This window comes from Pedobacter sp. PLR (assembly GCF_026239675.1).
GTDB lineage: Bacteria > Bacteroidota > Bacteroidia > Sphingobacteriales > Sphingobacteriaceae > Pedobacter.
Genome location: NZ_JAPIVQ010000011.1, coordinates 123,415 through 150,031, shown reverse-complemented (window position 1 = coordinate 150,031; position 26,617 = coordinate 123,415). Strand labels below are relative to the sequence as shown.

Below are 26,617 nucleotides of genomic sequence, written 5' to 3'. Positions count from 1 at the left end.
TTTAATTTTACGGTTTTATACTTCAAAACTTCGAATGGATCCGCTGTTTTGGGAGTGCGAAGATCATAAATTTTACTAACATTGAGGTGGAAAATTTCACCTTTTTCCTAACTCGCTCATTAGTAATTTAATACAGAGGGGATAACTTAAACTGGTTGTGGATAACTACGAGATATCCACAAATAAAGATTTCCACATTTGAGCGTTTGGAGGAATTTTGCTCTAAATTACATTATTAAAATGAGAATTCCTGAGCTAAATCATAAAGAACAAAAGGAACAATGAATCATTTGAAAACAGGTCTTCTTCTTGCCATTCTGCTCCTGTTTTCTGGCTGTGGATTGTTTTTGCGCGACAGGAAAATTCAGCATTCAGGGATCGAAAAGCATGATTATGGCCTGCCTGTGGTACTTTATAAGAGTAGTGTACCGGAATCTAAACGACTGGTCTTCCTGTTTTCAGGTGATGGCGGCTGGCTGGACTTTGAGGATGACCTGGCCAGACAGTTTGCCGGTCAGGGCTTTCAAACCGTTGGTTTCAACACCAGGAGCTACTTTTGGGAACAACGGAGTCCGGAAGAGCTTTCTAAACATTTGTTGTTGCTGTTGAAAACCTATAGGATGAAGTACCATGCGACTGAAATTTACCTCTGTGGATATTCCTTCGGTGCAGACATTATCCCCTTCGCCTACAACCGTCTTCCCCTCCGCGCCAAAAGAAGAATCGCCGGTATTCAGCTTTGCTCTCCTTTTGCGACCAGCGACTTTAAAGTCCGTACGGTAGACCTCCTCAATATTGGTGGTGATGACAAACCTTACAAGGTGATTCCGGAACTGCAAAAGATCCTCATCCCTATCCGCTGTTATTATGGATCGGATGAAAATCCGAAAGCATTAAAAGACATTTCCCTTAAGAATTTCAAACTGATCCTGGTACCCGGCAGCCATAGCTATGAATCAGCTGCCAGTCAAACGATTGTCTCCGGCCTCCTGGAGTTGATACATTGACATCAAGATATCATGACTTCAAAAACACGGAATGATTGCCTTTAATCGGTATGATTTACGAAATTTAGGCTAAATTTGTCCCCATGAGTACTGTGGATTCCGCCAATGAAATTTTTGACAATGTCATCTCCTTTATCGAATATACCAATCAAAGCATCTTCCTGACCGGGAAAGCCGGAACCGGGAAAACGACTTTATTAAGAAAAATAAAAGAGACGACTGCGAAAAAGACGGTGATCGTTGCACCCACAGGTGTTGCGGCCATGAATGCCAAAGGCGTAACCATCAATTCCCTGTTTCAACTGCCTCCGGGCTCTTTCTTTCCGGGCGATGTGAACCTAGCCAGTTTAAGAGCTGGTGTGGTTTCTATCAAAAGCCTCCTTACGGAACTCAACTATTCGAAAGAAAGGAAAACATTATTGATGGAGCTGGAGCTGATGATCATTGATGAGGTATCTATGGTGCGCTGTGACGTGATCGATGCGGTGGATGCGATACTTAGGATGGTCAGGAAAAATGATGCGCCCTTCGGTGGTGTACAGCTCTTGCTGATCGGAGATCTTTTTCAATTGCCGCCGGTAACCAAAAGAGAAGACTGGGAGCTGCTGAGTAAGATCTACCCTTCCCCTTATTTCTTTGAAGCCACAGTGGTGAAGCAAAATCCTTTATTACAGGTAGAGCTTAAACAGGTATTCCGACAAACGGAGCCGGAATTTGTAGACATTCTGAATGACATCAGGAACAATCAGATCGGCGATGAGCGGCTGGCGGTGTTAAACCAGCGCTTTGATCCGTCCTTTAAACAGGCAGCAGGCTCTAACCACATTATCATTACTTCTCATAATGCAGAAGCCAATACCATCAACAATGAGAAAGCAGATGAGCTGGAAGGCGAAGATTTTGTTTTCGAAGGTCAGGTAGAAGGTACTTTCAGTGCGCAGGTATTACCGGTGGAGCAATCTTTACGCCTCAAAATAGGTGCGCAGGTGATGTTCATTAAAAATGATACCGGCGACGACAGGAAGTTCTACAACGGTAAAATTGGAAAAGTAAAATCAATCAAAGGAGAAGAAATCTACATCTCTTTTCCGGATGAGGAAGAAGATTTATTGCTGGAAAGATCATCATGGCAATCATTTGAATACAAAGCGAATGAGAATAATGCCATTGTTCAGCAACAGGTAGGTGAGTTTTTTCAATTCCCGATCAAATTAGCCTGGGCGGTGACCATTCATAAAAGTCAGGGGTTAACCTTTGATAGTGCCATTATCGATGCCGGAAACTCTTTTGTCTCCGGTCAGGTGTATGTGGCTTTAAGTAGGGTAAGGACTTTAAACGGTTTGATTCTCCGTTCGAAGATCAATAAAGAAAGTCTCCGCTCCAATATTGAGGTCTTGAACTATATGAAAATCGGCAATGTGGATTCCTTAACGGATTTCCTTGCTGCTGCTCAGGAAAGATATATCATTCATTTGTTCAGCAGTGCTTTTTCTTTTAATGAGCTGACAGAATCATTTGACAAGTTAAGTGCAGACCATGAAATCATGAAGTCGACTGATCCGGAATTCCGTTCCATGATCGGTAATTTGAGCAGGTCAATTGAAGCGCTTCAGAATGTTTCTATTCGTTTTCAATCTCAGCTAAGGCAGTTGCAAAAAGAGAGTGGTCTTTCAGACCCTATGGGCATTCATACCAGAATGGATGCCGCCTATAATTACTTTGCGAAGGAACTGACTTTGCAGGTGATCAACCTTTTGAATAAACATATCCGTACGAAGCCGAAAAACAAATCCGACCAGAAACTGGTGGCCTTGTTTACCCAGCATCGTTTAGTTGCAGACCATAAGATTTTCAAAATACGGGCAGCTACAGAGATTGCCGCAAAACCCGCCAATTGGGAAAATCAACATGAGCTGATGAAGAAGATTCAGGATTTATTGAAAAAGAAAATGAACACGCCGGGGGCAGCACAAAATGCCACCACCATGCAGTTGTTCTAATGCTTATTCTGTTTTCTGATTATTCTGCTTTCTAAGCTTGTCCTTTCTTTTTCACCATGACATTAACCCTGTACACGAAGAAACCGCAAAGTAAGATCAGCACGGAAACGACGATGCCTAAGGTATCGTAATGTTGCAGCGGACTACTCTTTGTTTCCTGTGTCACAATTAATCCGGCGCAAAGGGCTGCAATACCACCTGCAACTTGTTGCAAGGAGGCATTAACGCTCATGAACGCTCCCCTATCCTTCTGATCCGGAATACTCATCGTTAAAGTGGTAGCAGGAATCATCCGGCTCATAATCCCCATAAAAAGGACCATATTTAAGACGACGACCTGCCATAATGGAATCGGCGTCAGGTTGGTATAAATCAGGATCATGACGATGGCGAGTAAAGACCCTCCGCAAAATATCATAAACTTATCCATTTTATCACTCAGCTTACCAATCAGGGGCATCATGATGATGGAACCCATTCCGGTAAACATAAACACCATCGGCAGTTCTGCCTGACTAATATTGATGTTGTTGATCAGGTAAGCACTTCCAAAGGGCATCAGCATAAAACCACCAACACTTAAAAAGGCAGTGGCCAGAAATCCGGTTTGATAAGAAGGATTAGATACGGCATGCCACAGGTGCAAAAAGGCGTTTTTATCCGATTGTATGGCCAGGTGTTTATCGATAGGTTTCACTTTAAAGACCACCGTAAGCGCGATACCGATAGCCACGATGACAATCATGTAAAACGCAGCATGCCATCCCCAGATGTTGGCCAGATAAAGGCCGATAGGAATTCCTAAAATCTGACTGGCGGCAAAGGCCATTTGCACAAAGCCCATCACTCTGCCCCGCTGGTGAACCGCAAAAAGATCGGTTACGATAGTCATGGAAATTGCACCGATTACACCGCCAAAGAGGCCGGTTACAATCCTGGCACCCAGCAGCATTTCGTAAGTGGTAGACATGGCACAGCACAACGTACCTACGATAAAACCGGTATAAAAAAACAATAAAAGCTTTTTACGGTCGAATTTATCGGCAAAACCGGCAGCAAGAATCCCGGAAGCACCGGCGCTAAACGCATAGGAAGAAACCACCAGGCCGAAACCTTTTGGTGTAATCGACAAAGATTTCATCAGGAAATCGCCCAATGGGGCAAGCACCATGAAGTCCAGTACGATCGTAAATTGTAATAAAGCCAGTAAGGCTATGACAAGTTTTTGATAACCAGAAAACGGTGGGGCAATCTGGCTGGGTATATTTTGATCCATTTATAAGTTGGAGGTTTAAGTTAACTCTTCACACTGGTAACCATGCTGGTTCACCAGGGCAATGATATCGTTTAGCTGTAGCTCATTTGAAACGATCCTGAGCACGCAATCCACATCATCCTGATCTACGGTCCAGTGGTTAATTTCATGCTGCTGCATCAGCTGAGTCATCAGTTGTTTGTCACTTTCTGTGCGGATATTTGTTTTAAATAGCAACACACTTGATCCATTAATTTCCATGTTGTTGGGTTATTTTTTAAATGCTTTTAATACTAAATTAAAGGTGCTCCAAAGGATGTCATCGGTCAGGATGAAGGGCCTTCCGCCAATACTGTGTCCCTCAGTATGAAAACGAACCAGGGCATACAGCGGGCCAAAAGCGACCGACCAATAGGTTTCCATAGGCATCTCTTCGATCTCCCCATTTGCTACCGCCTTGTCCATAAAGACACCGAGGGTTTGTTTAAAGGTCTCTGACATGGATTCGAAGATTTTTTCCTGATAGGTGGAGGTTTTCAGCTGTTCAATCACTTTACAAGACAATGGATTTTCCAGCATACTCCTGGCGCGGTTCTTCCATTGGTGTCTCAATCCATCGGCAAAAGAAAAATCCGGGTCAAAGCCTTCCAGCATCATTGCGCTTAGTTTTTTGGTTTCTTCGAGACCTATTTGCAGGATCAGATCATCCTTATCCTTATAATAGATGTATAAAGTGGCCACAGAAATACTGCATAATTTTGCCAGTTTAGCCATTGTAAAGCCTTCAAAACCGACCTCCACCAATAGTTCTACGGCCTTCTCTTTAACCAACTCAATTTTATTTACATCCCTGATTCTCATCCTCTTTTGATTGAGCTGCAAATATAAATGAATATTCATTTAGTTATGATAAAAGATCAGATAAATATTATTGGTCATAAAAAAACCCGGTGCTTTACAGCAACGGGTTGGTTCATTTGATACGTTAAATTGTATCTTTTTAATCTATTTCTTATCCCCCGATGGCATCAGCCAGGCTGGAGCCATCCTTGGTTAGTACTTGAAAATGATTGTCATTTGATAACTTTAACAACTGATGGATAAAGGCCGTAGCATTAGGATAAACGGTCTTGTCGAACTTTAAAATAGTTTCAATCTTATTTACTGCATTTACATACTCGTCATTTACTTCTTTTTGATTCATAACGTTTTTGTTTTAAGGTGAGATTTGACTAAGGAGACACAAAATCCAGGCCACGGCTACTGGTTTAAGTATCAAATTACTGTTACGCTTTCGGGAAACTCTTTAGTTGATTGTTCAGGGCGCTTTTAAGGCTTTGAAAACTTATCCTGAGGAACTTAGCATCATTATGTTTTCTTTATCCTGTCTGCTAAAGAACTCATCCGTTGAAAGTGAAAGAAAGAAAGAAAGAAAGCGAAGCAGTAGTCGCTATTGCAGTTTTGCTGTTGCTGTTGCAGTAGTAGTAGGTATCAACCAAAAATGAATCAAACCTCCCTACGCATAATACCTTATACAGCGGGATGTTTGATTCATTTGAAAATACTTTTGCTTTGCTAAATTTTAGCCTTGTGCTTTTAAATCTACATTGGCTTTTAAGAAGTCAAAATACTTTTCTTCTTCACCATAAAAGATACCATCTGGTTCTAATAAATAAGCTTTCAAAAGACAATCTTTAGCTTTTTCTTTATCGCCTTGCTCCAGGTAACACTCTCCTAAACGCAACATGATGAAAGGATTAGAATCTACATCTTCTTTGGTATTGCTTTTTGCAGTTTCAAAAAAGCTAAGTGCGGTTTTGAAATCATCCTGAAGAAAGTAAGCATCTCCAATAGAAGCATTTAACCAAACACTTTGTATATATTGAGTTTGAGGCTCAGGAATTAAAGCTAAAGCTTCTTCCCATGCTGCGATGGCACTATCAAAATCATCCTCATCAATATATTCATTTCCACTTTCTGAAAGTTTCAGGATTTCATCCGCTACCTCATTAGAAAGCTCAGGGGCTGCACCCGTTACTTCTTCTTGACTCATAATCTTATCTTTAAATTTTCAGGCATCACAGAATGCCCGTTACAAATACAATATTCGGCTTTTTTTCGGGTAATACCATTCTCCTCCGTATTTTCTTCTCCTTAATTCCCCGGGAATATCCCTAAACACACCGGATTTACCGGTATGTTTTTAAGCTATAAAGAATTACCTTTGCCCGCTGAATACATTAACATACACACAAGTTTGAAAAAAGTTCTTAAAATTGCGGGGATAACGCTCTCCGCTATCGTATTGCTCTTATTTATTACCCCCTATCTGATGCCCAAAACCATTTCCAGAGCCGTGGAAAAATGGGTAAACGGAAATATCAAAGGAGAAGTCCGGTTTGAAGACAGCAGTCTTTCTTTCTTCAGACATTTTCCTTCCTTAACCTTAAGTCTTCATAATTTTACACTAAAAGGCTCTGCTCCTTTTCAGCAGGACACTTTACTGTATACCAAAGAACTTGCTTTCAGGGTAGATTTAAGTACTGTTTTCTCTAATGAGATTAAAATTGATCAGGTTTTCATCAATGAGGCCAATATCAATGTGAAAGTAGATGAAAAAGGGAATGCCAATTACAACGTGTATGAAAGCAAGCCGGATACCACGCAACAAGTAACAGAAAGCAGCAATACTGCCATTAAAATCGAAGGGATCTTCATTAAAAAGAGTAACCTGAGCTATAACGACCAGTCTGTACCGATGCTGATCAGTGCGAAAGGTCTGAATTATTCCGGACAGGGCGATTTTAGCAAAGCGATCTTTGATTTGAAAAGTCAGGCGAATATAGACAGTCTGGATGTGGTTTATGCCGGTTCTCCTTACCTGTTGGGTAAAAAGATCAATGCTAAACTGCTGACTAAAATCAACACCAATTCCCTGGATTTGATGTTTGATGAAAATGATTTACAAATCAACTCTTTACCTATTCATTTTGTCGGCCGTTTCTCTTTCATTAAAGATGGTTACGACATCAACTTTAAAACCAAGGCTAAAGAAACTGACCTTCATAATATCTTTTCGGCTCTGCCAGCTGCAATTGCCAGCCGCGTGGAAAAAACCAACATCAAGGGCTACGCGGAAATCGAAGCTTCTTTAATCGGTAAATACCTGGTCAAAAGTAACACCATGCCGACCGCGACTTTCAACATGAAAATCCGCGACGGACAGATTTCAAATCCTAAGGCACCGGAATCCATCAGTAAATTATACCTGAATCTACAAACGCGCTTACCCAGCTTGAATATGGATAGCCTGACTGTCAACATGGACAGCTTGTATTTCAATATGGGCAAAGATTATGTGAGCTCTGTAGTGAAATTAAATGGTTTGGTGACTCCGGAAATCTATATCAAGACACATGCCTCGATAGATCTGGAGAAATGGGGTAAGATTTTCAGCGTAGATCTGATCAGAGGTCATTACGATTTCGACTTACATGCCGATGGTAGATACACTAAAAAAGTGGTTAGAAGCGGCATTAGAAAGGTAGATACCGTGATCGCGACCATCCCTAAGTTCCAGCTGACTTCTAAAGTGAGCAATGGTTATTTCAAGTTTGCTTCCCTGCCAGCCGCAATTGACAAGATCAACTTCAGCATCAACGGAAGTAACCCGGATGGGGATTACAAGAACACCAAACTGGACATCAGCAATATCAATATTCAGGCTTTAAGCAGTTATATCCGTGGTTCAGCAAAACTGCAGACCGCAGAAAACATGCCGGTTGATGTGCAGCTTAAATCTATGGTCAACTTTGCGGAAATCAAGAATTTCTATCCTTTAAAGGATCTGGAATTGAATGGTGAGCTTCATGTGGACCTGCAAAGTAAAGGTGGTTACAATAAGCTTAAAAAGTTGTTCCCTGTAACTACGGCATCAATTCAACTGGCAAACGGCAGGATTAAAACTGCTCATTTCGACCAGGCTTTAGAGCAGATCGTGATTGATGCAGATTTGGTGAATAGAGATGGAAAATTAAAAGGCACGCAGTTAAATATCAAACCGATCTCTTTTCAAATGGCCGGACAGCCTTTTATGCTGAAAGCTGATGTGAAGAATTTCGAGAATGTTGCCTATAATATCAGTTCCAAAGGAACGATTGACATCGGCAAAATGTACCAGTTATTTGCCGTAAAAGGATATCAGGTAAAAGGTTCTATTTTCACGAATGTTTCTTTTAAAGGATTACAGAGTGATGCGATGAATGGCCGTTATCATAAATTGAATAACCGTGGTCGTGTGGTGGTAAAATCGCTAAACCTGGAGTCGGATATGTTCCCGAAAACATTCCTGATTAAGAACGGTGTATTCTCTTTTGCACAGGATAAGATGAAGTTTGAAAACTTCCAGGCCAGTTATGGTAAATCTAACATCAGTTTGAAAGGTCACCTGGGCAATGTGATCAACTATGCCTTGTCTGATAAAGCAAAACTAACCGGAAACTTTACGATGCAGACTAAAGCCTTGTATGCCGATGAGTTTATGGCTTATAATGGCGTTCCTGTGGAAGCAACGGGCAAACCGATCGCCAGTAATGGGGTGATCATCATTCCGGACAACCTGAATGTAGAAGTTAACGCAAATGCGGGTACGGTATATTATAATGACCTGAAAATTAAAGATGCAAAAGGTACGCTGGCGCTCAACAACGGGGTCATGTCCTTAAAGCAGGCTAGTTTTAACATGATCGATGCACCGGTACTGATGGATGCTACGTATAAGAGCTTAAGTCCTAAATCGGCAACCTTCGACTATCATCTGAGCGCTAAAGAATTTGACATTGCCAAGGCCTATAAAGAGATCAAATTGTTCCGTGAACTGGCTACTTCTGCCGGAAAAATGAAAGGGGTAATCGGTTTGGATTATCAGCTTTCCGGTAAACTGAACCAGGATATGTTCCCTGTTTTCCCTTCGCTGAAAGGTGGAGGTGTGCTTTCTCTTAAGAAAATCAGCATGAGCGGTTTTAAACTGATGAATGCAGTAGGAAAAGCAACGAGACGTGATAGTTTAAGTAACCCTGACCTTTCTGAGGTTAATATCAAAACCACCATCAACAACAACATCATTACGATTGAAAGATTCAAAATGCGTGTTGCAGGATTCAGACCACGTTTTGAAGGTCAGGTGAGCTTTGATGGCAGGTTAAACTTAAGCGGTAGACTGGGCCTCCCTCCTTTCGGATTGATCGGAATTCCATTGAGCATTACCGGAACTCAGGATAAACCTAAAGTTGCGCTCAAAAGAAACAAAGACGCGAAACTGGAAGAAACGGAAGACGAAGGCGCATAACAACGCCTTGTCACCCGGAATGATTTCATACTTATAAAAAAAGCCCCTGGAAAGTATTTAAACTTTCCAGGGGCTTTTCATTTTTGGGAGTATCCCTTGTAGGAACAAACTTTTAAATCATGCCGATTAACTCATCTTCAGGCCTGATTCATTAATACATCAATTCCTTTTATTTCAGCGTAACCGATTTCGGACGGTCTGCAGGATTCACTCCCCAGGTCTTGGAAGGTTTGCTGCCCATGTATAAAGTCAGCGTTGCTCCAGCAACCAGATCCTTGTGCGACAGGTAAGATTTTTTGTAAGGCTTACCATTCAACATCGCTTTTTGGATATACTTATTCGTTTTGCTGTTATTGATCGCTTTCAATTGAAACTTCTTATTCCCTGGCAAGGCAATTACGGCCTCATTTACTAAAGGAGAACCAAATACATACGTTCCGTTAGCCGGGTTAACCGGGTAAAAGCCCATTGCAGAGAACACATACCAGGCAGACATCTGTCCTAAATCCTCATTGCCACAAAGCCCATCCGGCTTATTGGTATATAAGGAATCGGTAATCTTGCGTACCAGATCTGCTGTTTTCCATGGCTGACCTGCAAATGCGTATAAATAAGGAATATGGTGGTTAGGCTCATTTCCTTGCGCATATTGCCCGATCAATCCTGTGATATCCGGTGAACCGCCTTCTCCCATTTCAGAACTCATGCTAAACAAAGTATCTAGTTTTTTGGTAAAAGGGCGCTCGCCACCAAATAAAGCGATCAATCCTTCAGGATCCTGTGGGACTAACCAGGTATATTGCCAGGCATTTCCTTCGGTATAATCATCTTCACGGTGTTTCGAAGAAACCGGGTTAAAAGGTGTACGCCATTGACCGTTTTCCAGTTTACCACGCATAAAGTTGGTATTGGTGTCAAAATACTTGCTGTACAATTTCGCACGCTTAGAGAAGTATTTATAATCCGCTTCTTTGCCCATTTTTTTCGCCATTTGGGCGATGCTCCAATCGTCGATGGCATATTCCAGGCCTTTGGCAACGGACTCAATGACACGCTCAGAAGGAATGTATTCCAGCTTAGCCGCATAATCAATACCTTCTACTTTCTGCATCGCAGAATGTTTAATTGCTTCATAAGCCAGATCCACATCAAAGCCTTTGAAACCTTTCAGGTAAGCATCCACAATAATCGGAACCGCGTGGTAACCAATCATCGTATTTGTTTCATTTCCCATCAGGTGCCATACCGGAAGTTTACCCTGTTGCTGATAAATCGCTAAGAAAGAGTTGATCACATCCGACACCTTATCCTGGTGTAAAATGGTGAATAAAGGATGGTAAGCACGGTAAGTATCCCACAAAGAAAAAGTAGTATAGTTGGTAAATCCAGGCTTATGGTAAACCTTTTTGTCAGTACCTCTATAATCACCATTCACATCATCAAATACTGATGGTGCGATCATGGTATGATACAAAGCCGTATAAAAGGTCTTTTTGGTCTCTTCATCGGCAGTGATTTTCACTTTCGACAATTCCTTTTCCCATTTATTATCGGCTTGTTTATGCACCTGATTGAAATCCCAACCTGGAATTTCGGCAGCGATATTCGCTAAGGCATTTTCATAACTCACCGGAGAAAGTCCGACTTTAAGCTTTAAGACCGCCTGATTGATCGCATCGAAATGTAAAACCGCTTTTACGCCTTTACCTTTCAATTCTTTATCATTTTTCATCATGCTGCTGCTGTCAGACAGCGCTAAACTGGTCAGTGGCTGAGAGATTTTTACAGCAAAGTACAAGCGCTGGTCATTGGCCCATCCTTTAGAAAGACGGTAACCTACCAGGGTGGTTGCATCTAACTGTTTCACATAAGTTTCTACCGGAGTATCCCATCCTAAACCCGCTTTAAGGTCTAACATGACATGCGGTTGATCCTGAACCTTGTCGAAGGTATATTGGTGAAAACCTACTCTTTCAGAGCTGGTCAATTCTGCTTTAATCTTGTATTTATCCAGCATTACGCTGTAATATCCTGCTTTCGAAACCTCATGGTCATGAGAGAAAGTAGAGACATAGTTTTGTTGTGATGGTCCTGTTGCCGGCATCACCAGAATATCATTCAGGTCCCCGATTCCGGTTCCACTCAAATGCGTATGAGAGAATCCAATAATGGTATTGCTGGCATAATTGTAACCGCTACACCAGTCCCAACCGCCAAAAACATTGGTCGGTCCCAACTGAACTGCCCCGAAAGGGACGTTAGCGCCAACAAACACGTGGCCATGTGCCGCAGAGCCAATATGTGGATCTACGTATTTGGTAAGTCCGTTTTGAGCAAAAACCTGCCCTACAGAAAGCAGGATGCCCAGAAACAAAAGGTATTTACGCTTCATTATTTCTTAGTATATAGTAAGTGATATAGTCCCGAAGTTACAAATATTTGTGATCCGGCAAACCTATCTGAGGCCAGATCGACAAAATAAACCCTGCTATAACGCAAAGCTATATCTATTTAGCAATAAAACAAGGCCCGGAGTTTAGTGCTCAGGAACCTTAAGTAAAATACTCAAAGGATAATGATCAGACAGCTGATCCGTCACCGCATCTTTTACAATAATTGGCTTCGTTGCGCTTTTCTGCAAGTCGGGAGAAACAAAGATATAATCGATTCTTTCTTTTGAAGCATCCGGAACCGGACCAAAAACCAGGGTAGGATAACTAAAATTGAAACCTTTAACTTTCATAGACCAGGTGTCTAAAAAACCTCTCTGAATCAGGTAAGCAGGGACTTCATAATCCAGTTGTCCATTGCTGGCATTAGTCAGATTACTCGTACTGTCGCTGCTCAGCATCGGCGTTAAACGATCATGTCGGTTATAAGTCGTGCTATCCGTTGCCGCAAGACTATTCATATCTCCCAGGATCAGGACCTTTTTAGAAATAGACCATTGTTCCAGGCTATCGGTAATTGTGGCCACTTCTGCCCTTCTTTTCTCATGACTGAAAGGCGATAAATGAACCACTACGAAATTAAAGTCTTTGATTTTTGCGGCCATAAAGCCATGATGCATGCCTTCAATTACTCTTTTTATATCAGTAATCGGATATTTCGAAGAAATACCTACCGCATATCCTTTTTCTTTAGCCAGGGCGGTATAAGGATGGTCAATAGATTCGCCCAATGCCTGTAATTCCGCAGCAGTGATATTTACCAGCTCCTGATAAGCAATTACATCGGCTTGCTGCGATTCTGCCCATTCCACAAATCTCGCTTTGCGCTCTGCCTCAGCTTCGAAATAATTGTAAACGTTATAAGAAATGATTTTTAGCGCAGTTTGCGCCTGTAATAGCTGGGTAGCCAGTATAAAAAAAAGGAAAAGGGTAATTCGCTTCATATCCCGCCTAAAATAAGAGAATATTTAGAGAATGAACCTCTTCCTTTTGTAAAAAATCTGGTTTCCGTGGATAAACTACCCGCTTTCCTATTGGATATAACTATCCAAAAAGCGGAGAACTTAAATACCGGTCGCCTCTGTCGCAGGCAATAAACACGATCACTCCGGAGCTCAGTTCTTCTGCCAGTCTTAGGGAACAGGCCAGGGCACCACCGCTACTCATTCCGGCAAAGATCCCTTCTACTTTAGCCAGTTTTCTGGTCATTTCTGTCGCTTCATCCTGAGAAACATCCATCACGCGATCTACTCTGGAAGCGTCAAATATAGCTGGCAAATACGCTGCAGGCCATCTTCTGATCCCCGGGATAGAAGACTCTTCTGTTGGCTGACAACCCACAATTTGTATCTCCGGGTTCTGCTCTTTTAAGAACATAGAATTCCCCATGATACTCCCTGTAGTCCCCATTGAGCTCACAAAATGCGTGATCTGCTGGTTGGTATCTCTCCATATTTCCGGACCTGTAGTTTTATAATGCGCCAGATAATTGTCTGGATTGGCAAACTGGTTCAACAGGAAATACCCATCCTGTGCCCCTTTTTCTTCCGCATAATCCCTGCAAGTCTCTATAGACTCCAGCAAAGTTACCTTTGCCCCATAAGCCTCCATGGTCAACGTACGCTCTCTGGTAGAATTAAGCGGCATCACCAATTCAATTTCTATCTCATAAATGCTGGCGATCATGGCCAATGCGATTCCGGTATTACCGCTGGTTGCTTCGATCAGTTTTGTTCCTTTTTTGATGTCTCCGCGTTCTATTGCAGAGCGAATCATATTCAGGGCTGCCCTGTCTTTTACGCTTCCGCCAGGATTATTACCCTCTAACTTTGCGAAAATCTTCACATTCGGATTGGAATGTAATTTCTGAATCTCTACTAAGGGCGTATTTCCTACAAATTCTATGATATTTCCCATGATATTTAGTCTTTTTGTTTGGTATCAATAACTTTAATGGACGATTGGTGGTAAACGGTAGAATGTGAAGGCACCGATTTGGTTAGCCAGACGTTCCCGCCGATGATGGAGTTTTCGCCGATCACGGTTTCTCCACCTAAAATCGTTGCCCCGGAATAAATGATCACATGATCTTCAATTGTCGGGTGACGCTTAATGTTGGCCATATACTTTTCTACACTCAATGCACCCAGAGTAACACCCTGGTATAACTTCACATGGTTGCCAATCACAGTGGTTTCACCGATTACGATACCAGTTCCGTGGTCAATATATAAGTATTCTCCGATTTTAGCAGCCGGATGGATGTCAATTCCTGTTTGCGAATGGGCGTATTCTGTCAGAATTCTTGGAATCAAAGGCACATCCGAAATCAATAAGGCATGTGCAATGCGATACATAGAAATCGCCATAAAACCAGGATAGCTGCGAATAATCTCAAACTCACTTTTCGCCGCAGGGTCGCCGGTTAAAATAGCCGAAATATCGGTATTCATCTTTCGGTATAACTCTGGCAGTCCTTTAAAAAAGCTTTTAGAAATCAGCTCATTATTACAGTTATGACAGGCTTTTGTGGCATTTAACAGGGCAGTCAGCTCTAATTCCAGGGCAGCAAACTGGTGCTGAATTTCCTGCAGGGTATATTTCGGAAATGTAGAACGCTCCGGATACACCATATTCATTAGATTGGTCGCCCATTTGGCAATGATCTCATTCGAAGGCACGGCTTCTACATGATTTTGTTTATTGAAAATATGAAGATAAAATTCTTCGCTCATCTTAGATTTTATTACTGTTTTGTTTGAATTCGTAAAGGAATGAAAATTATTACAAATAAAAAGAGGAGATAACTGATTTTAAGGCAGAACATGCATATATGACTTAAGGGTTAACAATATTTAAAGCTATATTCGCGTAGAAACTATTTACATTAAGCTATTTCCCTGAAATATGTCCGAAGCATTTGAAATACTATATTTCTTCAATACCCCTTTCAATTCTCTAGTCGAGATTAAACGACGCAATTTTGATTCAGAAAGTGACCCATCCAAAGTGTTTTTCTGGATTTTATACGAAAAAAAGACCCATAGAATTTATCCATTGCAATTTATTTCCATGAAAGACGAACCTTTAGCGCAGGAACGTGTTTTCAAACAGGGAACTTTCTCCTTTAATGAGGAAGAAGGGACTTTATTAAACAGCAGTGATAAAGCAAAAATGGTGCTCACAAGAATGCCAAACTCTACCATGACCCGATTATTGAAAATCAGGATTGAAGAGTTTTTGCTGACACTCGATAAACAAACAGAAAAGCAATTAGAAAAACTACTGTAGTATGAGAAAATGGTTCTTGATATTCCTCCTTCTTCCTGTTGTTTTTATAGCTTGCAACAGGAATAAAGTAGTTAAGATAGAAAGAGACATTAGTATTACACCGCGAAACTCCGTCACCAGGCTGGCAGTAGACAGCCTGCAAATGGAGCATTATATTGAAGTACAAAAGCTCAGTGATAGTGCTGCCCAGTACTTAAGGAACTTTTACAATAGCCGGAATTTTCAGTTTGCCTGGTTGGGTGAAAAAGGACTGACAGAACAGGCCCGCGTATTTTATCAGTTGAACAAGGATTACGTGGACAATTTCCGCGACAGCTCGCTGGTCAATGTGAATCTGGAAAAAAAGATGGAGCTGTTGATGAAGGAAGATACGACCTTCAAAAAGGCAGATAGCAGTCTTGCCCATCTGGAATTACAATTGACCAGTCATTTCTTTAACTATGTAGCTACTGCCTATGAAGGGAAAATCAACCCGGAGGTGATTCAGTGGCATATTCCGAGAAAAAAACTGAGTGCGGTGGTCTTGCTGGATTCCTTAATGGCCAACAAGAACCTTAAACCGGACGAATGGGAGCCGGTAAATCAGCAATACAAACAGCTAAAAAAAGAACTTCAACATTATTATACGCTTCAGAAAGAAGGGAATTGGAGCACAATTCCAATCGGTATAAAGAAAAAATATCAGTTGGGCGATAGCGGGCTAACGGTAAGCCTGGTCAAGCAACGTTTACGGGCACTCGGAGACACCTCGATAAAGGATAGTCTACCGGAATTCGACCAGCAACTGAAGACAGCGGTCAAAAACACACAACCTCTTTACGGACTCCGGAGTACCGGAACTATTGATGCGGCTTTACTAAAAGAACTCAATGTTCCGATTCAGCAACGCATTGAACAATTGCTGATTAATATGGAGCGCATGCGCTGGATGCCGGTTATGCCTCCGGGAAAAATGCTGCTGGTCAACATTCCGGAATACCAGCTCCATGTTTTTGAAGATCATGAGCAGGTATTGAGCATGGGTATTGTGGTGGGTAAGGCCGCTAATAAAACCGTTATTTTCAGTGATAAACTAAGAAACATCGTGTTTAGTCCTTACTGGAACATCCCTGCAAGCATTGTGCGTAAAGAAATCCTTCCGGAGATGAACCGCAACCCCAATTACCTGGCGAGCAAAAATATGGAGCAAACCGGAACCAGAGATGGCCTTCCGGTGGTTCGTCAGATGCCAGGTGATAACAATTCCCTGGGTCGGGTAAAGTTCCTTTTCCCCAACAGCTACGACATTTATTTCCATGATACTCCAGCAAAATCATTGTTCGAAGAAGAGAAACGCGCTTTTAGTCATGGTTGCATCCGACTGGCACAACCGGTTAAATTAGCAGATTATCTATTGGCTGATCAGCCAAAATGGACACCGGAAAGGATTGCAAAAGCTATGAAGAGCAGTAGAGAGATCTGGGTTGCCTTAAAGAAACCTGTTCCTGTCTTCATTACTTATTTCACCGCCTGGGTGGATCTGGATGGTCGTTTGAATTTCAGAGATGACATCTATGGCCATGATCAGAAAATGGCGGAACAGTTGTTCCTTGCTGCTAAGTAAGGTATCCGACAGCGAAGAAAATCACCGGATCAGGAAGATTGTAGTTTTCTAACAGCCCTTGCTGAAACCAGGACCTAACTTAATAGCCAGCCCCATTGCTTCCTAAAAGAATCAGGAAACCATTAACTGCACATTACCCCGCAACCGAATTCAAAAAAACAGGGCACAAAAAAAAACTGCCCTTGAGGGGCAGTTTTCACAATTTATATTGAGGAAATTTAAATCACCTTAACATTTACTGCATTAAGACCTTTACGACCTTCTTCAACATCATAAGAAACTTTATCGTTCTCACGGATGTCGGCTAATAAGCCAGTTGAATGAACAAAGATTTCACTTTCGCCCGAGTTTGGAACGATGAATCCGAAACCTTTAGTTTCATTAAAAAATTTTACTACTCCTTCTTGCATTGTATTTTTTATTATAATTAATAGGACAAATGTAAGTATAAATAATTGCAATACAGTCATTTCATCAAATATAATTTTATTAATACCTGAATTTCATGGTGATATAAGGGTAATACCCCTCTTTGGAGTGGGCCAATTGCGCCTGTATTACCGTTAAAATGGCTGGTGCATAATACAATCCGCCTCCATAGCTATAATGCCATACATCGGACTGATCATCCTTCGTCCACACCCTTCCCGTATCAAAGAAGGCCGTTATTCCGAATTGTCCCGGTAAAATGTAGCCGCCAACATTGGCGAGTTTTGTGCGAAGTTCCAGATTATTATACAAGCTATGCTGCCCGCCAAAGCGAAAAGAACGGAAACCTAATAAATTTCCTTGTCCGCCGATATAATTAGACTGATAAAAAGCCTGATTTCCAAAAGTCAGGCCTCCGCCGGTTCTATTTGCCAGCACAAAACGCTTAGAATTTCCTATCCTTTGGTAAAAAGTATAGCTGGCCAACAGCTGAACTGACGATTCCGCAGCCTGATTTAAGCCTCCGTAAAACCGCAGCTTCGCATCCAGGTAACTTCCGGAGGAAGGTAACACCTCATTATTCCTGGTATTGCGGGTAAAACCAACCTTAAAACCTGCGTACCATTTATCCTGACTAACCGTTGCGCTATCCGGCGAATGCAGCAAATCGCTGTTAGCAATGAACCGGTCGTCATTGTCTTCCCTGTTAAAACGATAATACTGAAAAGTAGGCCCGATGCTCCAGGTATTCTTGTCGCTGCGCCACCTTAAAGCAGGATCAAAATCATATAAACTAAACCTTGCCCTATAGTATACTATATAGTCGCCGATTTTATGATAGGGGGTTTCATTCCCCAGACCGAAGAAATTCTGCGAATTCTCAGGCGCAAAAGCAGTCGCCTGTAATACGATATCTGCTTTCCCTAAAGCCTGGAACCATTCGCTCGAATAGTTAAAACTAAAGGCATTGGTCTTAAAAGAATGCAGGAAGGAGAAGGAATGTATATTTCCGAATGGCAGTTTCCGAAAACCAGGGCTCATTATTTTATAGGATAAGCCCATAGAAAGGCCGTCATCATCATTAAAACCGGCATTGAGCAAAGTCATATTCCGGGAATACAAATCTGTGGGCACATAATGGGTATTATTGGTGTCGTTATCCAGATGTTTGATTAACCGGGAATCCGCTCCCGAATAAGTAATCCCCTTTTCCATTCCATACAAAGGAACCCTACGTTTGGCTTCCAGCACCTTATAATGTTTATCTCCTTCCCCGTTGACGATGCGAAGGCGGATATTGGCGTTCTTATTATTGAGTACAACCCGGTCAGTACCGTCTCTAACATACAACCGGATCTCCTTAGTTACCGAAGGATCGTAATTGCGGTTAAAAATCTGTTCCCCGGCCTGGCCATTCTTATCCAGCTTTTTTAAGTTTACGGTTAAGCCAGAAGTACCGTGATCGCTGATCTCCAGCAATTCGTTCTTATTGCTACCCTGAACATCAACAATCCGGTTCATAAAACGGTAATAGCCTTTCATGATTTCCGGCAAGGCCGATCTTCTTACTTTCAGCTGGGCCATTAACTGATCATGACGCAAGGAATAACCCGGTTCCGGCAAACGCTTTAGCGCATGCTCAAAAACCTCATCTGTCATGGACAGTGCAAATTCCTGAACGATACGGTTCCATTCTTCTTCCCCCATTGTTCCGAGTATCCGGCCATACATGCTCCTTCCTTCCCAGAAAAACCAGTTGATATTTTGAACATTCCGTTCGTAACCCTGAATCATGGGTAGCAGCCAGGAAACCTGAGCAAATCTTGGAATCAAGCCCTCTGAAAGGTAATAAACCATATCACGGTCGCGCGGGACCACCACATAACGAATCCCCTGGGCGGTCTTTTCTGGAATCCAGCGCCATTGGTCTTCATGCCGGTCCCAATCTCCCAGCAAATAATCTAAAGCTTTCGCTTTGAGCAGCAAGGGCGCATCTACAGCATTGTCATGGTTATCATTTAGCTTTCGCAACATTTTCTCCGTGTTGTCGGTATCCCCTTCAGGTTCTCTTTCTTCCAGCAGACAAAGACTATTTTCGAAAACCGGGGCAAACTCTCCGAGAGCTTCATCAGGAAGCACCCAGCCAATCATCGGACTGCTATGTGGAATCCCTGCGGCATTTGCGAAAACCGGCACCACCAATGCAGAAAAAGGATGTTGTGCAGACATGTTGTCTTTCACAATATCCTTCGCAAAAGTGGCCTGTAACTCTAAAGGCAGCAGTACTTCCGGGTATTTTTCTACGGAGCGCAGGACCCATTCCTTTCCTTGTTTGTCTTCCATCCTCAGGGAATGGGTTTGATTTCCCCCGCCTCTTTTAATCGGGGTCAGCCCGCCTTTGATCTGAGACAAACGGATCACCGGTACCTTAGTGAGGGCTGCATATTCCTTCCGGTAATTCTCTCCAAAGAGAAAGCGGTGAAACTTCCCTACCTGATCATATTTAGGATAAATACTGATGGAAATAGAATCCTGTGCATTGCTGCAAAGACCTGCAAACATCAGCGCAGAAAAAAGTAAATGTTTTACCATACAACCGCTTTATATACTACTATACTTTTTTAAAATGTCTTGAAATCCAAATCGCTATCATCCATTTCATCATATTTATTTCCTCCCTTTTGTTAACCTAATTAAGACAAATAAAGATATCCCTTAAAATACCAGTCGGCTCTTGACCTGTGATAAGAAATAAATAATAATGAACAAAAAAAATAAAGCGCTGTTCATTGAAGTTACCGATATTGAATATAATACAAAACCAAATTACCGATTGAATTGTTTTCGGAAGCATAGGCACATGGAACAAAAACAACCACAAACAGATCTTCTACCCTACCCTTCCTGCCCAACGATGGATCAGGGGCTCGTTAATGTACTGACAGACTTATGTTTTCAGGAGGAAGAATTAACATCTTCAGACCTGTTATTTGTTTTTGGATCGAATGTAAAACATAAAGAAATTGCAGCGCTCATCGCTAAGCTGATCGACAGGAACCTTGTGGACCAGGTTATAATTACCGGCGGTATTGCAAATTTCGGAAACTCCTATCATCAAAACAGACCGGAATCTGAAGCCATTTATGGACATCTGCCGGAAAAACATAAGCAACGCAACATCATATTGGAGACCAGCTCTAAGGATATGTTCGAAAACATTCAGGAAGCGGAAAAACTAATTGATATTGAAAATATAAAAACCATCACTTTCATTTGCCATGCTTATGCCAGTAAAAGAGCCGCCTTATCTTTAAAAAGTTTTTTCCCAAACACAAAGATTTATTGCATTCCATTACCACTACCCTCAGATCACAAAGACTATCCGGTAAACAGCGGGAACTGGTCTAAAACGAAATACGGACAAAGCCTGATTCTCGGAGAATACCTCAGGCTCATCACCTATGGCAACAGAGGTGATTTCCCCCTTGCAACCATACAAGCTCATCTGGATCAGGTGGAACGATTGCTCTTAAATAAATAGGGTAAAATCCAGCACAAATGATCCGGATTACGGTTCCTGTCCATCGCAATTCATTGAAAATAATTTCAACATTATGAGAAGAATTGAATTCTTATTTGAGCAACCGAGGAAATCTTCGCACCTTCGCAAGACAAAAAACCGAGAATTATGTACCGTAGTATTGAAGATTTCCTGACAGCGCGTAAAGAAGAAGAGTCAAATACCGTCAAACTATTTTCCAACCTCAGCGAGGAAACCAAATCAGTAAAAATTCACGAAAATGTACGTTCCCTGGAACGCCTGGCATGGCACATCACCCAGACCCTTACGGAGATGGGTAAAAATGCGGGCCTGTTTGAAACTGATCTTTTACACGAGCTTCCGATCCCTGCTACACTGCCGGAACTGATCGAAACTTATGTCGATTACAACACCTTATTGATGCGTACCGTCAGGTTAAAATGGACAGATTCAAATCTGGACGACCTGGTGAATATGTACGGTTACCAATGGAAAAAAGGTAAAGTGCTTTCTATTTTAATCGCACATGAAAGCCACCATAGAAGCCAGATGACGGTCATCATGAGAATGCTTGGCTTAACAGTGCCTGGAATTTACGGCCCTTCTAAAGAAGAATGGGAAAGCATGGGAATGCCGGCCTTAGATTAATCCTTCAAAAACATAAAGAAACCAGCAGCTTTTACCCAAAACGGTAAAAGCTGCTGGTTTTATAAAGCAATTGTAAACTAGAACCAACCCGGGTTTTGAGGATACCGCGGCCCGGTAGTCGTGGCGTCAATCTGCGATTGAGGGATAGGGCGCAAATTATGGAAAGGTTTAACGTTTCCTTTAGCCTCCTCATTGTACAACTTCAACCTTGATTCCAGTTTATTAGTCCGCACCAGATCCAGCCATCGCAGCTGTTCGCCACACAATTCTCTGGAACGTTCATCCAGAATAAAATCAAGACCAGGAATGCTGTTTACCTCCATTGACTGCGTATTTGCATTTGGAAAAGCTGCTCTCCTGCGGACTACATTCAGGTTCTTCAACGCATCAGCAGGACTAGAACCACCCATAAATGCGGCTTCCGCGGCAATCAGATAAGTTTCTGCCAAACGATACACGATCACCGGACGGATCGAAGGGTAATTCAAATCCGCACGTTTGGTGTCATTGTATTTCTGCATATAGGGTGATAAGCTGATCGTATAATTACGGGGCGGAATCAGCAGGTATCTTGAAGCTGCAATCTTTGCGTTGCTGACCTCTACCCCCGGCATATAAATCGCGGTATCTCCAACTTTATATTTAGGCTGACCAACCACTGCATTTGCCGGCGCTCCCGGAGGAAGCGGTGCGGTCCACAGCGGAATAGAGGCGGCATTGTTACTATACCAAACGGTCTGGAAGGTTTTCTGATAACGCGTATCATTTACCCGCTCTGCAAAGGCCGTTCCCGTTAACCATGGCGTAGGTACGCAACGGATATAAGGTCTGCCATAAAACACATCGCGCTGCATGCCCGGCTGCAACTCATACTGAGGAACCCACATATGGTTCAACACATTATCAGCCCCACCACTGTTATTAGGCCCGTTATAGGCCAGATTAGGCGTATGCTGAACCGTCCATAACACCTCGTTACTGCCTTCATTTCCTTCGGCATACACCTGGGCAAAATCCGGAAGTAAAGAAAGTCCACTAGTATTAATCACCTCCATTGCGGTGGTATAAGCATTGGTATAATCCGTTGATTTCTTAGCGGCAGAACCTGCTCTTGCCAGATACACTTTTGCCAGCACATGCTGACTGGCTGCTTTATTGGCTTGTCCGGGGCGTACACCTGCGGTCTTCGGACCTGCATACAAACCTGGTGTCGCGATAGCCTCATTCAGGTCTGCGATGATAAAATCATAAACTTCCGCCAGGGGCGATCTCGTAGCCGAGGTGATAGCCTCCGTCTGAAATGACTTATTCAAGGTCACATCTCCCCAGAATTGCAGCAACAGGAAGTATAAATTAGCCCGCAGGAATTTCGCCTCAGCAACCATCCGGCCTTTGGTCAGCTCGTCAATACCTGTCACCACAGGCGCATTTTCAATGATCCCGTTGCAGGTATTGATATTGGTATAACACTCTTTCCAGATGGCAGCTACCGTCCCGTTAGAAGTATTGTAATTGCTGTTGTATTTATTGATGTCATTATTTCCATCCTTACCGGTAAAAAACTCATCCGTTCCGACAACCGTCATCGTGAACAGGTTTTGAGTTCCCCATAACATCCTTGTGCCTGCATAAGCGGCGTCGAGACCTTTTTTAAAGCCTTGCGTGGTCCTGAAAAATTCGGGAGTTAAAATAGAATGCGGTTCTTCGGTCAGTGCTTTTTTACATCCGGGAACTCCTGCAACAAGCAGACAGCCCAGCAGAAAAATAGTGATCTTTTTCATGGTCTTTAAAATTAAAGGGTCAGATTTAGTCCAAAAATAATGGAGTAGGTAGCCGGAGTATCTACATTCACATCTCCGCGATTGTTGTCGCCGCCAATCGCTTCCGGATCTATGCCGCTGTATTTATTTCTGTATTTGGAGAACAGGATAAAAGCATCATTGGCAGTCGCAAATACACGGAGTGATTTTGCACCGATCTTAGCAAGCAATGGCGTTGGTAATAAATAACCGAGCGACAAGCTCCGGATCTTCACAAACGTACCGTCAAAGTATCCCAGTGTAGAATTGTTTGGTGTATTCCCCGCAGCAGCATTGGGTTTAGGCCAGTAGTTCTCCCCATTTTCCGGTGTCCAGTAATGGACATTCAGGTTGTTGTAATTCCCCTGAAAAGTATTGGCAAAACCGCTGTTGTGAACCCTGCTTACGATCGTACTTCCAAAGCGACCAAAAGCCACAACGGTAAAGTCCAGGTTTTTGTAAGCAAAGCGATTGGTAATCCCACCGGACCATTTCGGCTGGCTCGAACCGATAAAGACACGATCGTCTGCATTGATCCTTTGATCACCTGCAGCGGTAGGTGTCTGATTTGCATTGTCTACTTTGATATTTCCAATGACTGAACCTGTTCCGGATAAGGATAAACCAAGGCTCTTAGCCAATGCAGAATCGGCCGGCGTATTCTGCCAGATTCCCAATCTGCGGTAATCATAGATCGTTCCAATAGCTTCTCCTACAAACCTGCTGTTGGCGATGTCATTGATCACCCCATCCTGTAAAGCCGTAATCTTTCCTCTATTGATAAAGACATTTAAATCAGTACTCCAGGAGAATTCCTTTTTTCCATCACCTTTAAAATTCACCGTGCTGATCTGGAATTCCAGGCCTTTATTCTCTGTTTTTCCGACATTTCTAAGAATGGAATTCGGGATACCCGAAGTAGCCGGTAAATTTTGTGGCAACAACAGGTCTTTAGTCCAGGATTTATAAGCCTCAACAGTTCCCGATAACCGGTTGTCAAACAAGGCAAAGTCTACACCTATATTTGCTGTGGTCGTGGATTCCCACTTTAGATTTTTATTCACCACATTCGCCAGAAATACGCCGGTAGTGGTTTGATCTCCAAAATTATACACGGAAGCGCCCAGACTGCCTAAAGTCTGATAAGCATCGATGGAGGTGTTTCCTACCATCCCGTAACTCCCTCTTAATTTCAAATTGTTGATCGCCTTCACATTTTGCATGAAGGATTCTTCCATCACATTCCAGGCGAGTGCCGCAGAAGGAAAAACCTGGTATTTACTGCCTGGTGCCAGGCGTGATGAGCCATCAGAACGCATCGTCAGGGTCATCAGGTATTTATTCTTAAAGGCGTAATTTAAACGCCCCATATAAGATACAATGGCCCATTTTTCATACTCACCGGAACCGGTCAGGTTGGAACCGAAAGCGGGATTGAAATATTGCAGTTCAGCGGCAATATCATTGTTATTAAACCTGTTGGACTGCGCATAAGACTCCTGAAAGCTAAACAATCCGGTAAAATTGATCCGGTGTTTTTCAGCAATCACTTTATCATAAGTCAGGATATTTTCCAGGGTATAATTGCTTCTAAAGCTGCTTCGGTTGCTGGAAGTAGACAATCCACCCAGGTTGTTCGAAGTCCTGCTGGCGTAAAAATTCCCATAATTATCCGACTTGATCTCTGCACCTGCATTGAATTTATACTTTAAGGATTCAGAGATTTTTACATCCGTATATAAAGTGGTAAAGGTCCCGAACCGCTTCCTGTCTTCAACTTTTGCACCCTTCACAAAATCTCCCAGGGGATTCCATACCTGATTTGCACTTCCGGGAACGAAGCCTACCAGATCCCCATCCGCAGTATAAGGACTGGATAAAGGACTTGCCCTTAACACCTGGCCCATTGGATTTGCACCCTCACCCTGTGTATCAGAATAGTTATTTAAAGTGCTCAGTCCTACTTTTACCGCTTTCCCGAGCTGCTGATCGAAACTCGCTTTCATCGTAAAGCGCTCAAAAGATTGTCCGGGATAAATACCCGTTTCATTATGGTACCCCGTGGATACCGCATATTGTGTTTTCTCCGAACCTCCGGAAACACCTACCTGATGATCTGTGTTGAGCCCTGTTTTATAGATCAAATCCTGCCAGTTGGTACTTCTGCCTGTTTTAATCCCTTCCAGTTCTTCCGCAGAAAAAATACCATCCGTTAGTAATGTCGGATCATTGATGCCTGAATATTTAGGTTTACCCCCTACAAAATTCCCATTCACTACCGCCCATTTTTTCAATTCTGCAAACTGCGGTCCGTCCATTACATTGATCTGCCCCAGATGTTTCGTAAAGCCGGCATAACCGCTATAGGTGACCACCGGCTCACCGGATTTACCTCTTTTAGTACTCACCAGAATAACGCCATTGGCACCTCTGGAACCATAAATCGCCGTGGAAGAAGCATCTTTAAGCACCTCAACAGAAACGACGTCATCAGGATTCAGATCATTAATATTACCGTTATAAGGAATCCCGTCTACGACAAATAATGGCCCGTTATCTGCACTGATAGACCTTACGCCCCTGATCCTGATGACCGGAGCAGATCCTGGTTTACTGTTGCCGCCGGATTTTTGCACATCAATACCTGCTCCTTTTCCCTGCAAGGCCTGGGAAAGGTTCGCCACCGGTACATCTTTTAACGCCTTTTCATTGATCGAAACAATGGAACCGGTAATGTCTGATTTCCTTTGCTTACCATAGCCCACCACCACCACTTCAGTTAAAGTTTTATCTTCTGCAATCAAGGTCACATGGATTAGATGCCGGTTGTTTACCGCAACCTCCTGCGTAGCATAGCCAATGGAGCTGAATATTAAGGTCCCGCCGCCATCAGGAATGGTGATCGCATAATTTCCATTGTCGTCCGTACTGGTGGCGGTGTTTGTTCCTTTCAGCTTAACCATAATACCCGGCAAGTTGCCGACAGCATCACGCACCTTCCCTTTGACTACAAAACTGGCCTGGATTAAACGGCCGCTGGTAGCGGCAGCAGCATTTGGTAAAGCCAGTACCCCCATGCTACTACACAACAGGAATGCCATGAGGCATCCATGAAGTGGAATTATTCGATTCATCATAATTAAAAGATATTTGTCTGGTTTATATTTGATTATCCCTAATTGATAAAGAAATATTCAGATTTTTATATCCGGATTTGGCCAGATTATCATTCTAATTATCATGAAGT

At 42.6% G+C, this 26,617-nt stretch carries 20 protein-coding genes; 7 read left to right on the top strand and 13 right to left on the bottom strand.

The window, feature by feature from the left end; genetic code table 11:
* The first annotated feature begins 281 nt into the window (after positions 1-281).
* On the top strand, positions 282-1,007 hold the full coding sequence (locus OQX61_RS22940) for an AcvB/VirJ family lysyl-phosphatidylglycerol hydrolase (protein WP_265844168.1): 726 nt from the start codon (positions 282-284) through the stop codon (positions 1,005-1,007).
* An 83-nt stretch (positions 1,008-1,090) separates the two neighbouring features.
* On the top strand, positions 1,091-3,007 hold the full coding sequence (locus OQX61_RS22935) for an AAA family ATPase (RefSeq protein WP_265844167.1): 1,917 nt from the start codon (positions 1,091-1,093) through the stop codon (positions 3,005-3,007).
* Positions 3,008-3,038: 31 nt separating this feature from the next.
* Here OQX61_RS22935 and OQX61_RS22930 read toward each other — a convergent pair whose 3' ends face one another.
* From OQX61_RS22930 to OQX61_RS22910, 5 genes are all read right to left on the bottom strand, one after another.
* Positions 3,039-4,283 (bottom strand): MFS transporter, encoded by a 1,245-nt coding sequence (locus OQX61_RS22930; RefSeq protein ID WP_265844166.1) that lies wholly within the window; start codon positions 4,281-4,283, stop codon positions 3,039-3,041.
* 15 nt (positions 4,284-4,298) lie between these two features.
* Positions 4,299-4,523: a hypothetical protein gene (locus OQX61_RS22925; RefSeq protein ID WP_265844165.1), complete on the bottom strand. Its 225-nt coding sequence runs from the start codon at positions 4,521-4,523 to the stop codon at positions 4,299-4,301.
* A gap of 9 nt (positions 4,524-4,532) precedes the next feature.
* A complete protein-coding gene (locus OQX61_RS22920; RefSeq protein WP_265844164.1) occupies positions 4,533-5,162 on the bottom strand; it encodes a TetR/AcrR family transcriptional regulator in 630 nt (209 codons plus the stop codon).
* A 112-nt stretch (positions 5,163-5,274) separates the two neighbouring features.
* On the bottom strand, positions 5,275-5,466 hold the full coding sequence (locus OQX61_RS22915; RefSeq protein WP_265844163.1) for a hypothetical protein: 192 nt from the start codon (positions 5,464-5,466) through the stop codon (positions 5,275-5,277).
* A 378-nt stretch (positions 5,467-5,844) separates the two neighbouring features.
* Positions 5,845-6,315, bottom strand: a complete 471-nt coding sequence (locus OQX61_RS22910; RefSeq protein ID WP_265844162.1) for a tetratricopeptide repeat protein — start codon at positions 6,313-6,315, stop codon at positions 5,845-5,847.
* 204 nt (positions 6,316-6,519) lie between these two features.
* Here OQX61_RS22910 and OQX61_RS22905 point away from each other — a divergent pair, with 204 nt between their 5' ends.
* Positions 6,520-9,609 (top strand): AsmA family protein, encoded by a 3,090-nt coding sequence (locus OQX61_RS22905; protein ID WP_265844161.1) that lies wholly within the window; start codon positions 6,520-6,522, stop codon positions 9,607-9,609.
* A 169-nt stretch (positions 9,610-9,778) separates the two neighbouring features.
* Here OQX61_RS22905 and OQX61_RS22900 read toward each other — a convergent pair whose 3' ends face one another.
* The 4 genes from OQX61_RS22900 to epsC form a co-directional block, all read right to left on the bottom strand.
* Positions 9,779-12,001, bottom strand: a complete 2,223-nt coding sequence (locus OQX61_RS22900) for a GH92 family glycosyl hydrolase (protein WP_265844160.1) — start codon at positions 11,999-12,001, stop codon at positions 9,779-9,781.
* A 144-nt stretch (positions 12,002-12,145) separates the two neighbouring features.
* Positions 12,146-13,003 carry an endonuclease/exonuclease/phosphatase family protein gene (locus OQX61_RS22895; RefSeq protein ID WP_265844159.1) on the bottom strand — a complete coding sequence of 286 codons (858 nt, stop codon included), beginning with the start codon at positions 13,001-13,003 and terminating at the stop codon, positions 12,146-12,148.
* Between the two features lie 100 nt (positions 13,004-13,103).
* Positions 13,104-13,976, bottom strand: a complete 873-nt coding sequence (gene cysM / locus OQX61_RS22890) for a cysteine synthase CysM (RefSeq protein WP_265844158.1) — start codon at positions 13,974-13,976, stop codon at positions 13,104-13,106.
* 5 nt (positions 13,977-13,981) lie between these two features.
* The gene (gene epsC, locus OQX61_RS22885; protein WP_265844157.1) at positions 13,982-14,794 is read right to left on the bottom strand and encodes a serine O-acetyltransferase EpsC; all 813 of its coding nucleotides are present in this window, start codon (positions 14,792-14,794) and stop codon (positions 13,982-13,984) included.
* 172 nt (positions 14,795-14,966) lie between these two features.
* On the opposite strand from epsC, the gene OQX61_RS22880 reads away from it, so the two are divergent.
* Both OQX61_RS22880 and OQX61_RS22875 read left to right on the top strand, forming a co-directional pair.
* Positions 14,967-15,350 carry a hypothetical protein gene (locus tag OQX61_RS22880; RefSeq protein WP_265844156.1) on the top strand — a complete coding sequence of 128 codons (384 nt, stop codon included), beginning with the start codon at positions 14,967-14,969 and terminating at the stop codon, positions 15,348-15,350.
* A gap of 1 nt (position 15,351) precedes the next feature.
* Positions 15,352-16,953, top strand: coding sequence for a L,D-transpeptidase family protein (locus tag OQX61_RS22875; protein ID WP_265844155.1), 1,602 nt, complete (start codon positions 15,352-15,354; stop codon positions 16,951-16,953).
* 218 nt (positions 16,954-17,171) lie between these two features.
* Here the strand turns inward: OQX61_RS22875 and OQX61_RS22870 are convergent, their stop codons facing one another.
* Together OQX61_RS22870 and OQX61_RS22865 are read right to left on the bottom strand one after the other, a co-directional pair.
* On the bottom strand, positions 17,172-17,363 hold the full coding sequence (locus OQX61_RS22870) for a cold-shock protein (RefSeq protein ID WP_062549601.1): 192 nt from the start codon (positions 17,361-17,363) through the stop codon (positions 17,172-17,174).
* A 79-nt stretch (positions 17,364-17,442) separates the two neighbouring features.
* Entirely contained in the window at positions 17,443-19,974 is a 2,532-nt protein-coding gene (locus tag OQX61_RS22865; protein WP_265844154.1) for a BamA/TamA family outer membrane protein, read from the bottom strand.
* A gap of 268 nt (positions 19,975-20,242) precedes the next feature.
* Between OQX61_RS22865 and OQX61_RS22860 the strand changes: the two genes are divergently transcribed.
* Positions 20,243-20,923: a YdcF family protein gene (locus OQX61_RS22860; protein ID WP_265844153.1), complete on the top strand. Its 681-nt coding sequence runs from the start codon at positions 20,243-20,245 to the stop codon at positions 20,921-20,923.
* A 147-nt stretch (positions 20,924-21,070) separates the two neighbouring features.
* Complete coding sequence (locus tag OQX61_RS22855; protein ID WP_265844152.1) at positions 21,071-21,571, top strand: DinB family protein; 501 nt, start codon at positions 21,071-21,073, stop codon at positions 21,569-21,571.
* A gap of 77 nt (positions 21,572-21,648) precedes the next feature.
* Here OQX61_RS22855 and OQX61_RS22850 read toward each other — a convergent pair whose 3' ends face one another.
* Both OQX61_RS22850 and OQX61_RS22845 read right to left on the bottom strand, forming a co-directional pair.
* The gene (locus tag OQX61_RS22850; protein ID WP_265844151.1) at positions 21,649-23,352 is read right to left on the bottom strand and encodes a RagB/SusD family nutrient uptake outer membrane protein; all 1,704 of its coding nucleotides are present in this window, start codon (positions 23,350-23,352) and stop codon (positions 21,649-21,651) included.
* 11 nt (positions 23,353-23,363) lie between these two features.
* Entirely contained in the window at positions 23,364-26,507 is a 3,144-nt protein-coding gene (locus tag OQX61_RS22845) for a TonB-dependent receptor (RefSeq protein WP_265844150.1), read from the bottom strand.
* Between the last annotated feature and the right edge of the window lie 110 nt (positions 26,508-26,617).

Excerpts from the sequence above, each read along its gene's own strand:
- OQX61_RS22940 (WP_265844168.1), top strand. The coding sequence starts at position 282 with ATGAATCATTTGAAAACAGGTCTTCTTCTTGCCATTCTGCTCCTGTTT.
- OQX61_RS22935 (WP_265844167.1), top strand. The coding sequence starts at position 1,091 with ATGAGTACTGTGGATTCCGCCAATGAAATTTTTGACAATGTCATCTCC.
- OQX61_RS22930 (WP_265844166.1), bottom strand. The coding sequence starts at position 4,283 with ATGGATCAAAATATACCCAGCCAGATTGCCCCACCGTTTTCTGGTTAT.
- OQX61_RS22925 (WP_265844165.1), bottom strand. The coding sequence starts at position 4,523 with ATGGAAATTAATGGATCAAGTGTGTTGCTATTTAAAACAAATATCCGC.
- OQX61_RS22920 (WP_265844164.1), bottom strand. The coding sequence starts at position 5,162 with ATGAATATTCATTTATATTTGCAGCTCAATCAAAAGAGGATGAGAATC.
- OQX61_RS22915 (WP_265844163.1), bottom strand. The coding sequence starts at position 5,466 with ATGAATCAAAAAGAAGTAAATGACGAGTATGTAAATGCAGTAAATAAG.
- OQX61_RS22910 (WP_265844162.1), bottom strand. The coding sequence starts at position 6,315 with ATGAGTCAAGAAGAAGTAACGGGTGCAGCCCCTGAGCTTTCTAATGAG.
- OQX61_RS22900 (WP_265844160.1), bottom strand. The coding sequence starts at position 12,001 with ATGAAGCGTAAATACCTTTTGTTTCTGGGCATCCTGCTTTCTGTAGGG.
- OQX61_RS22895 (WP_265844159.1), bottom strand. The coding sequence starts at position 13,003 with ATGAAGCGAATTACCCTTTTCCTTTTTTTTATACTGGCTACCCAGCTA.
- cysM (WP_265844158.1), bottom strand. The coding sequence starts at position 13,976 with ATGGGAAATATCATAGAATTTGTAGGAAATACGCCCTTAGTAGAGATT.
- epsC (WP_265844157.1), bottom strand. The coding sequence starts at position 14,794 with ATGAGCGAAGAATTTTATCTTCATATTTTCAATAAACAAAATCATGTA.
- OQX61_RS22880 (WP_265844156.1), top strand. The coding sequence starts at position 14,967 with ATGTCCGAAGCATTTGAAATACTATATTTCTTCAATACCCCTTTCAAT.
- OQX61_RS22875 (WP_265844155.1), top strand. The coding sequence starts at position 15,352 with ATGAGAAAATGGTTCTTGATATTCCTCCTTCTTCCTGTTGTTTTTATA.
- OQX61_RS22870 (WP_062549601.1), bottom strand. The coding sequence starts at position 17,363 with ATGCAAGAAGGAGTAGTAAAATTTTTTAATGAAACTAAAGGTTTCGGA.
- OQX61_RS22865 (WP_265844154.1), bottom strand. The coding sequence starts at position 19,974 with ATGGTAAAACATTTACTTTTTTCTGCGCTGATGTTTGCAGGTCTTTGC.
- OQX61_RS22860 (WP_265844153.1), top strand. The coding sequence starts at position 20,243 with ATGGAACAAAAACAACCACAAACAGATCTTCTACCCTACCCTTCCTGC.
- OQX61_RS22855 (WP_265844152.1), top strand. The coding sequence starts at position 21,071 with ATGTACCGTAGTATTGAAGATTTCCTGACAGCGCGTAAAGAAGAAGAG.
- OQX61_RS22850 (WP_265844151.1), bottom strand. The coding sequence starts at position 23,352 with ATGAAAAAGATCACTATTTTTCTGCTGGGCTGTCTGCTTGTTGCAGGA.
- OQX61_RS22845 (WP_265844150.1), bottom strand. The coding sequence starts at position 26,507 with ATGATGAATCGAATAATTCCACTTCATGGATGCCTCATGGCATTCCTG.